The following is a 6,116-nucleotide window of genomic DNA, read 5'->3' on the forward strand; positions in this document are numbered from 1 at the left end:
TCGAATAAGTTCCTTAAATGGTGCAAAGCTAAATATGAAAAACTAGGAACTTGTAAAAAATATCATAATACATTCATCAAAAGCCAATTATTGAGGTGAGCAGCATCGTGCCCATATTAACTACAGTCGGCAGCGGCCTATTTTATACCACCCATGGTGAGGGAACACCAATTTTGTTTATTCATCCGCCATTAATAACGAGCGCTAATTTTGCATACCAAGTGAAGGAATTATCGAAAAAATTTAAGGTCATTACGTTTGATATTAGAGGCCATGGACGAAGCCCTTACTCCAAAGAACCGGTCACCTATCGCCTCATTGCAGATGATATGAAGCAGCTTTTGGATTATCTTAAAATTGATAAAGCTTTCCTATGCGGATATTCAACGGGAGGTTCGATTGTCTTGGAATTTTTACTAAATCATGCCAATCGGGCTTTAGGCGGTATTATCGTGAGTGGAATGTCAGAAATTCGGGATGGATATAACGAAAAAAGGATTTCAGTCGCAAGGCTTCTGTCCAAAACAGGTGCTGTGTCGTTGTTAGGCCTTGCAGTTTCATGGGGTAATTCCAATACAATAGAGATTTTTAAGAACATGTTTCGAGAAGCACGAAAGGGAGATAGAAGAAATATCGAACAGTATTACAATTCGAGTTTGGAATATAACTGTACAAATCAATTAAAAAACATTGATTTTCCGATTTTATTGATCTTTGGAGAAAAGGATAAAAGCTTTCATTCATATGCCAAACAGTTACATGAATATTTACCAAATAATGAATTAAAGTTTATCAATCAAAAACATCAAATCCCCACAAAATCAGCGAATGAATTAAATCAATTCATTGACGGGTTTATCATGGCACACAAATAAATATTGCATAAGAAGAGGGATGATCCAATTAATAATGGATGATCCCTTAAGTTTAATTACAATCCCCGGAAAGAAGAACGAAAATTTTTGTAAGAAAGAAGGAAACGAGTTACAAAAGGTTTCCAATACTGTTCAGTTTGCCTAACGACGAAGGCTGAAACATTACCAAGAATAGCGCTGCCGATGATATCAGAAGGGTAATGTTGTCCCGTGAAAATTCGCGAAAATCCAACTAGGAGGGATAAAAGCCACAAGCTCCAGCCCAATATTCGGTTATAAAACATTAGTGAAGCTGCCAAGCCAAAGGCAAGAGCAGTATGTTTACTTGGAAACGATGAATCTTTTTTAGATGGGACCGGCGGTAATAAATAAACTCCATGCTTTAAGAACGGCCTTTGCTTAAAATAGAATAGTTTAATCACCATGCTGAGCAGATAAGTTACGCTAACTGAAACACCAGCAAAAAGGGCCATTTTTTTATAAAAATCTCTTCGAAACCATAGGACGATTAATACAATAAGATAGACAAAACGAGCTCTTTTTGAAATATATATCATAAGATTATCTAAAATACGATAATTCCCGGCCAATCGGTTAATTACCTTAAATATTCGATAGTTCATAATAAAATCTCCCTTGATGTTTACTTGCAATATCAAAGGTATTATTTCCATATGATCCACAAATATGTATGGCATGAATCAGTTATTGAAAGTCTGGTATAGTTATAATAAATAAAAGATATTTTTTGTAATGATAAGGGGAGAAAAGGAATGTCCTGGTATTTAGATAATGTTTACGAGCTAAACAAAGAATCGCCATATACGTTTTATGTTCCTAGTTCAGAGGTATTGGATAAATTAAAAGTTGGTGATTTAGTAAAGTTGATCTTCGTAACTAAGGAAGAGGAAGATGATGGATTTAGAGGTGAAAGAATGTGGGTTGAAATCACCCAAATAAACGGTGAAAAATTTGTAGGGAAACTGGACAATGAACCCTATCGTTTACCGTTAAAAAGTGGTGATGAGATTTCATTCGGGGTAGAAAATATTTGCGATACGGAACATGAGGACCCAACTTCATCTAATTGGGATTTTTATTTTGACACTAAGGTAATTGTTAGCGATGATGTACTTGAAAAAAGAGAATTTAACTTTATGCTTAGGGATAATCCAAATGGAGAGGATGACTCTGGTTGGTCAATATTAAGCGGTTATGAAGACGATGACTTTCTAAGTGATTCTGAAAACTTTCAAATTATTTCTATTGGAGTAATTCTGAACATCGACGACTCCATTTTAGGATTTATCCAAGAGCCGCCTTTGTGTGCATTTGAAAGAAATGATGAAGGCGAATTTAATAAAATTGATGATTATGATTGGGATGATTATTTAAATGGATAATATGAAAAAGGTGTTTTTTGAAAAAAAGTCCTTTACTAACTCTACTTTAAATCCAATCCCAATCAACCTTTCAAATTTTAACAATAAAATGAAAGTTCTTTACTGATTGTAATCATTGTAATAAAGAAGTTGAGCGACTTTACAAAAAAGTCTTTTACTAAGATTCCAAATTAATCCACTTCCCAAAAAGTCCACTTTGTTTTGCATCCGCATCTTGCGTTCTTCCGCCAACAACAGCGGCGTGCCATTTGTTCACCAGTAGCATCATTGATTCATCTATAAAGTCACAAGAATATAGCCGATGCGTGTTGACGTCCGAATCGGTACCATATCCGAATACGATTCGGCAATAAAACTTTGAACCTTTTGTTTCGTATCGGCATGAATAGGAATTCGGTAATTGGGTAATAACCGCATGACATAATCCAAAGCCTGCTCCGGCTCCATTGTTTCCTCCCGCTTATCTTCGAACACATGAAAATCGAATTGATACTGACGGGCATACAGCAGATTTAACATGTAGCCTATATCCATAGGGGCGTCCGGCTGTTCTCCGTCAGCCAGCAGCGGCCATAACTCATGGATGAGATTGTGCTCACGCTTGCCTGCATACGCACTCAAAAAACAATACTTCCGTGTGCACTGCAAAGCTTTTTCTAGATATTCCCAGCTTCTAACACATGGGGACATGGAGGCGAATACCAGATCAAACCCTTGATTCCAGCCTTTTTGATCGACATCGATGTCTTCCCACAACGCCTCGTTCACATCAATGGTGACACCATGGCTGAGCGAATATTCCCTCAGCAATTCGTTCATTGACGAAGACGGTTCAACGGTCGTCACCTGAGCGGAACGTTGGGCAAAGGGAACCGCAAAAGCTCCCGGTCCCGAACCAATGTCCAGTACAGTCGCGCCTTCAAAACTGACGCCGAACTGCTCTAACCATCCAATGACTTGCTCTGTCCGTTTTCGCCCCGCATTTCCGAGGGTATTCGCCGCGAACGTTTGTGCTTTCGCATTCCACTTTCGGATAACTTCCTCTCCTTGGGATTGATGATTCATTTGCGTTTCCTGCCAAGCTCGATCCCATGAGGCCCATTCCTTGATATTAACAGTTGTCATAACACTCAACTCCTATTTTTATTTTTTGTTTTACTTGCTTGTACTCAGTTCGTCCAATTGCTCTGAATATCGGAGCCGCAGACTTATAAATACTAAGACTAATGCAATGACCGTTAGGAAAACTCCAAGCAGTCGAAATCCTGTAAAGTTGAACGCACCTCCCATAATGATGCCTGTCAACAGTGAAGATAAAATTGTTCCCAAGTATCTCGAGGTATTAAATAGGCCAGATGCTACACCAGCAATTTCTTTTGGAGAGCTTTTAAACAAGGCCGCCTGCATACCAACAGCGTTTAGCCCGTTGCTAAAACCGAATGCAGCTAACGCCAGGCACACACTGATGACCGGTGAAGTTTGCGTCCATGTCACGATCCACACTGAACCCACTACCATCAGTAATGAGGATACAATCAATGCAGGTCTGGGTCCCGATTTACCGACCCATTTTCCGGCTATTGGCGAAGCTACGATCGAGCTCAAGCCCAAGGTTAACATAAGAATACCTGTCTGGAATTCGCTGACATGACGCACCATTTGCAGGTATGATGGAATCCCGAAAAAGAGTGCATAATAAAGCAAGTTAACGAGCATGTATTGTATATTCACCCAAGTCATCGCCGGATATTTGGCGAAGGTGCGCAAAGGAATAAAGGGCGACACCGTTTTTAACTCATGTCGTACGAAAATCCCCAACGCAACGAGGCCGATCAACCCAACAATGATATTCCACATAGAGAAATGCCCGGATGATTTCGCCGACAGCAAGCCAACGAGAAGGGCAATCAGTCCCACCGCAAAGAGCAGAATTCCTGACACATCAATCACACCCAGTAATTTTCGAAGCGACATGTCACGTGAAACCGATGCTGCCGGACCGTCGTTAGGAATCATTTTCCATGCTAATAGAAAGCTCGCCACTACGAACGGAATATTGACGATGAAGATCGCAGGCCAGTCCCACCATTGAATAAGTACTCCTCCGGCAAAAGGTCCTATAGCTGCCGCACCGGATAGGAAAATCGATAAACCTGCCAACGCATCTGCTTGCTTTTCTGTAATATGAATGCGTACAATAGCTGTTCCAACTGCAATCAGCATACTAGTTCCGATTGATTGAACGATTCGGGACACGATAAGCCATCCAAAATTCGGAGAAAATGGAGCCAGTATAGAAGAAACCAAGGATACAACAAGACCAGCAAGAAATATCTTCCTCCGACCGAATAAATCACTAGCCTTCCCCATTACAGGTTGGGCGATAGCACTAGCAATATAAAAAGAAAATACAATCCAGGAAACAGTAGTAAAATCAATGCTATACACATGTTGCAACCTGGCAATAGCAACAGAAATCATCGATGAATTTAAAGGGTTTAATAATATCCCTAGACCAACGGATATCATTAACCACCTGCTGCGAGAATTCATTTTAATCCCCCCTTATATTTGTTACATTGATATCTTACTTGAAATTTCACATTCATTCCAACGCATTTCATGTTATGATATCATTGACCAAAAGGAATGATTGGAGAGAAAAAATGGAACTTCTTCAACTACAATATTTTCTAGCAGTAGCTCGATTGGAGCATGTAACCGAGGCTGCACGAAGTCTGCACGTTACGCAATCATCGCTAAGCAAAACGATTCAACGCCTGGAGGAAGATTTGGGGGTTCCTTTATTTGATCGAACAGGGAGGAAACTGCGATTGAATGAGTTTGGCAACAAATTCCTTCGTCGCGCGGAAAGGGCTTTGTTTGAATTGGAACAGGGGAAGCAGGAGATTAGAGATTTGTCCAGCGCAGAATCTGGCACACTCAAGCTGGCGGTAACCGCCGCAAGCACATTGCCCCAGATTCTGCGAGAGTTTCGTAAAATGCGGCCTAATATCCAATTTCATGTACAAATGCTCACCACGCTGGAAATGGTCACGCTTTTACATCGAGGCGAAGTCGATTTTTGCTTGTCTTCCCCTCCTATACAGGGGGAAGACATCGAATGTCAAGTTGTCTTCGTTGATCCCATTCTTGTAGCTGTTCCTATTGGGCATCGGCTGGCAAACCGAAGTAGCGTTACTTTGACAGAACTAAAGGATGAATGCTTTGTCGGTGTGAAGAAAGGCTACGGCACTCGTGATTTAGTGGACTCTGTATTCAATTCGGCTGGATTTGACCTTAAATATGTGTATGAGGGCGATGAACCTACACGGCTGATTACTCTTGTAGAAGCCGAAATTGGGCTTGCCTTCATACCATGCACGGCAAAGACGTCATGGGAAAAGATTAAATATCTGCAAGTTGAGAATCACGAACTTGTACGCCATATCGCTTTATTATGGCATAAAAGTCGGTACATGACGCAAGCATCTTTGGAATTCCGCGAGGTCGTTCTGGACTATTTTGAGACAATATCGAACCAGTCCGATTAATCTTACGGCATGATTCATGCTGATTCAATTGGTTATTACGTGGGTTGAGCACAATAATTACAACGGTAAAATTTTGTTCAACAACGAAATCAGAGCTTTGAGATTTTATGAGAAGAATGGTTGGAAGAAGAACACAACCAAACGAGTACAAAATATAAAACATCATTAGAAAAGGGGGCATCAAATCGCACACGATTTCGAAACCCCTTTTTTCGTTGTCCAAATGGGTTTCTTATAAAAAAAGCAATCTTTCGGAATACAAAATAGCACTTAAAAAAGTTCCG

The 6,116-nt window shown here is 40.3% G+C and carries 6 protein-coding genes; 3 read left to right on the forward strand and 3 right to left on the reverse strand.

The features are described 5' to 3' along the window. Nucleotides 1-107 precede the first annotated feature (107 nt). Nucleotides 108-875, forward strand: coding sequence for an alpha/beta fold hydrolase (locus V7150_RS21960; protein WP_335522480.1), 768 nt, complete (start codon nt 108-110; stop codon nt 873-875). A 56-nt stretch (nt 876-931) separates the two neighbouring features. Here the strand turns inward: V7150_RS21960 and V7150_RS21965 are convergent, their stop codons facing one another. Further along, entirely contained in the window at nt 932-1,498 is a 567-nt protein-coding gene (locus V7150_RS21965; protein ID WP_335522482.1) for a phosphatase PAP2 family protein, read from the reverse strand. A gap of 150 nt (nt 1,499-1,648) precedes the next feature. Between V7150_RS21965 and V7150_RS21970 the strand changes: the two genes are divergently transcribed. After that, nucleotides 1,649-2,278, forward strand: coding sequence for an immunity protein Imm33 domain-containing protein (locus tag V7150_RS21970; RefSeq protein ID WP_335522484.1), 630 nt, complete (start codon nt 1,649-1,651; stop codon nt 2,276-2,278). Nucleotides 2,279-2,554: 276 nt separating this feature from the next. Here the strand turns inward: V7150_RS21970 and V7150_RS21975 are convergent, their stop codons facing one another. Together V7150_RS21975 and V7150_RS21980 are read right to left on the reverse strand one after the other, a co-directional pair. Further along, a complete protein-coding gene (locus tag V7150_RS21975; RefSeq protein ID WP_335522486.1) occupies nt 2,555-3,403 on the reverse strand; it encodes a class I SAM-dependent methyltransferase in 849 nt (282 codons plus the stop codon). Nucleotides 3,404-3,433: 30 nt separating this feature from the next. After that, a complete protein-coding gene (locus V7150_RS21980) occupies nt 3,434-4,831 on the reverse strand; it encodes an MFS transporter (RefSeq protein WP_335522488.1) in 1,398 nt (465 codons plus the stop codon). Between the two features lie 113 nt (nt 4,832-4,944). On the opposite strand from V7150_RS21980, the gene V7150_RS21985 reads away from it, so the two are divergent. Next, a complete protein-coding gene (locus V7150_RS21985) occupies nt 4,945-5,832 on the forward strand; it encodes a LysR family transcriptional regulator (protein WP_335522490.1) in 888 nt (295 codons plus the stop codon). Nucleotides 5,833-6,116: the final 284 nt, after the last annotated feature.

Origin of the sequence: Neobacillus drentensis, assembly GCF_036965245.1 — a bacterium.
GTDB lineage: Bacteria > Bacillota > Bacilli > Bacillales > Cytobacillaceae > Neobacillus > Neobacillus drentensis_G.

What these genes read in the sequence shown, in the direction of transcription:
- V7150_RS21965 (WP_335522482.1), bottom strand. Translation starts at nt 1,498, where the DNA reads ATGAACTATCGAATATTTAAGGTAATTAACCGATTGGCCGGGAATTAT.
- V7150_RS21970 (WP_335522484.1), top strand. Translation starts at nt 1,649, where the DNA reads ATGTCCTGGTATTTAGATAATGTTTACGAGCTAAACAAAGAATCGCCA.
- V7150_RS21975 (WP_335522486.1), bottom strand. Translation starts at nt 3,403, where the DNA reads ATGACAACTGTTAATATCAAGGAATGGGCCTCATGGGATCGAGCTTGG.
- V7150_RS21980 (WP_335522488.1), bottom strand. Translation starts at nt 4,831, where the DNA reads ATGAATTCTCGCAGCAGGTGGTTAATGATATCCGTTGGTCTAGGGATA.
- V7150_RS21985 (WP_335522490.1), top strand. Translation starts at nt 4,945, where the DNA reads ATGGAACTTCTTCAACTACAATATTTTCTAGCAGTAGCTCGATTGGAG.